We start from the raw sequence: 2,900 nt of genomic DNA on the forward strand, positions 1-2,900 counted from the left end.
TCCCAATAATCCCCCCCCGAAAACTGCCAATAATCCCCCTTCTAGCAATCGTTTGGCCACGATCTCCTCGATCGATCTGGCGGGTAATAACGATCGCCTGTTAATTCGTGGGGATTCACCCCTGAAAGCTAACGGCAGTGTTAACCGGGATGGGGTCTATGAACTACGCATCGAAAATGCTAAGTTAGCCGAGTCTTTTCGCGGTCCGCGCTTTGGTCGCTCTAGTCCCATCTATCAATTACGGGTACGTCAGGAAAGTGTCAATAAGGTGCTGATTTTGGTACAGACCGCGGCAGGATTTCAACTGGGACAATTAACTCAATCGGACAGTCAAACCCTAGCCCTAGAATTGCTTTCCTCCCGCAATTCTAGTCCCGTTTCTCAGGTTCCTGACTCCACCACTATACCTGTCCCTTTACCCCCAGATACGGGGCAATTTAACCCACCTCCGCGCCCCTCTAACCCCACTCCTAATAATCCTCGACAACGCAATGGCCGCTTTTTAGTGGTGATCGATCCGGGCCACGGTGGTAAGGATCCGGGCGCTATCGGAATTGGTGGCCTTCAGGAAAAAAACGTGATTCTGCCCATTTCCCTAGAAGTTACCCGCATCCTGCAACAACAGGGCATCGATGTGCGTCTAACTAGAGATAGCGACTTTTTCGTCACCCTGCAAGGCCGCACAGATTTGGCTAACCAGATCGATGCCGATCTATTTGTCAGTATCCACGCTAACTCTATGGGGAAAGCACGACCAGATGTCAACGGCATAGAGGTGTACTACTTCGGTGATCGCCGTTTGTCGGATACCATCCATCGCAATATTGTCCGTAGTGTCGATATGCGCGATCGAGGGGTGCGTCGGGCCCGTTTCTATGTGCTGAGAACCTCCAGAATGCCCTCTACCCTCGTGGAAGTGGGTTACGTTACTGGTGCTCAGGATGCTCCTAAATTAGCCAATGCCAACTTTCAACGACAAATGGCGGCGGCGATCGCAGGAGGTATTATTGAATATATTCAACGAAATCTCCGTTAATGATTAAATCATTGGAGCATTAGTTTACCAATCAAAAAATCCGTGTTTTAATATCATCAAACAAAGCTATTTTAGATCAGCGTTTTCCTCGATATCTATGAGAGAATCACAACTTAGTCCGATTGGTGTGTTTGATAGTGGTGTGGGTGGACTGACCGTTTTAAGGGAGTTGTATAAACAACTGCCCCAAGAATCGATTCTCTATTTCGCTGATACTGCTAGACTTCCCTACGGAACCCGTTCTAAAGGGGAAATTATCGAATTTGTCCGGGAAATTCTCACTTGGATGGGCGAGCACCGGGTGAAAATGGTGATTATGGCCTGTAATACCAGTTCCGCCTTGGCTTTAGAAGAAGTACGGGCCGAATTTAAAGATTTACCAATTTTGGGGGTAATTTTACCCGGTGCCAAAACTGCCGTTAAACAAGGAAAGCGCATAGGGGTGATTTCTACCCCGGCTACGGCTAAAAGTAATGCCTATAAACAAGCAATTCAAGAAATCGATCCTACTGCCCAAGTTTGGCAAATTCCTTGTCCTGAGTTTGTCCCTTTGATCGAGGCTAACCGCATTTTTGACCCCTATACCACACAAGTGGCTAGGGAATATCTTCAGCCTTTACTGGCGGAAAATATTGATACTCTGGTCTATGGTTGTACCCATTATCGTCATCTTTCCCCAGTTTTACGTCGTCTTTTACCTAGTTCCGTGCGCTTGGTAGATCCCGCAGCTGCCGTTGTCCGAGCGGCGGAAAAAGAACTAGAATTATTAGGTCTCAAAAATCCCGAAACATCCCTACCTACTAACTTCGCAGTTAGCGGTGATCCTGACACCTTTGCTCGTTTATCTCGTCAATGGCTAGGTTTTTCTCCTACGGTAGAAAAGGTTTATTTACCCGTCCCCGTTTTATAACCGTTAGCCTTTTCAGTGAGCAGTTATCAGTGAGCAGTTATCAGCTGCCTTTTGCCTGTCCTGATATGTATCCTATACTCAACGGATTTAGTATCAAAGGGTTGGGTGAGGTGCAATCGTCTTATTCTGGGACGGTGAGGAAGATTAAGGTGAAGGGGCAGAAGGAGAATATGATGGGGGTGACGATAGTACCAGAAACAACTGACCAGTAACTAAGCATTGCGTTTAGCTGTAGCAGGTTCACAAGACATAAATATGAATTTTTGTAATAGCCAAGGCAGATTTGAAATTTCCCGATAAAGGATAGCGCTTTTCACGTTACTGAGGTATCGACAAGTTTTGCCAACAAAGGGTTTAAGCTCCTTGCCCATACCTCATTCTGATGAAAACTGCTATAGTCGAGAAGATAAGTACCTAAGCAAAATTAATTACACATTTCGATCAAGCTTTTGCCTATTGCCTCTTGCCTGTCTTCACTAGGAAATTTATTTTGCATGACTACTTACTACAACCTACATTCCGCACTTCAATTTGTAGCATAAAAGAATTTGCGTCGAAACATCACTAGACTTAAGCTGAGGACAAATTCCCACTCTACAAGCTAAAAATAGCCTCCTTGTAGCCGATAACTGACGGCTACAAGCTTAAATTATTGTAAATCCTGATATTTGAATAACCCCATAAATTTTGATTTGCGTCCGTGTTCCTTAATTAAACTTTCCCGATAAGTTTGCCATTCTTCCCGTCTTCCCGACATATAAAAGGCATTACGAGCTTTTTTCAGCCATTTAATCGCTTCTTCGTAGCGATCTGCCTTTTTTTCGTCCAGTATCTTTTCCGCAGGAGGACGAGCGTGATCGATCACCCAGTCAGGATCGACGGTAGCAGCCGCATCCATTATCCGCCAAATTAGGTGAGACTGCACATAGGAATTATCAGAAACGACTTTAATTG

At 45.3% G+C, this 2,900-nt stretch carries 3 protein-coding genes; 2 read left to right on the top strand and 1 reads right to left on the bottom strand.

The annotated features are described in order from the left end of the window. Both IQ224_RS22915 and murI read left to right on the top strand, forming a co-directional pair. On the top strand, positions 1-1,036 hold a 1,036-nt coding region (locus tag IQ224_RS22915), incomplete at its 5' end, for an N-acetylmuramoyl-L-alanine amidase (protein WP_194033532.1). Positions 1,037-1,133: 97 nt separating this feature from the next. Next, positions 1,134-1,946 carry a glutamate racemase gene (gene murI, locus IQ224_RS22920; RefSeq protein WP_036401861.1) on the top strand — a complete coding sequence of 271 codons (813 nt, stop codon included), beginning with the start codon at positions 1,134-1,136 and terminating at the stop codon, positions 1,944-1,946. 649 nt (positions 1,947-2,595) lie between these two features. Here murI and IQ224_RS22925 read toward each other — a convergent pair. After that, the coding region (locus IQ224_RS22925; RefSeq protein WP_194033533.1) for a hypothetical protein at positions 2,596-2,900 on the bottom strand (305 nt) is incomplete at its 5' end.

It is taken from the genome of Microcystis sp. LEGE 00066 (assembly GCF_015207925.1).
GTDB classification, from domain to species: domain Bacteria; phylum Cyanobacteriota; class Cyanobacteriia; order Cyanobacteriales; family Microcystaceae; genus Microcystis; species Microcystis ichthyoblabe_A.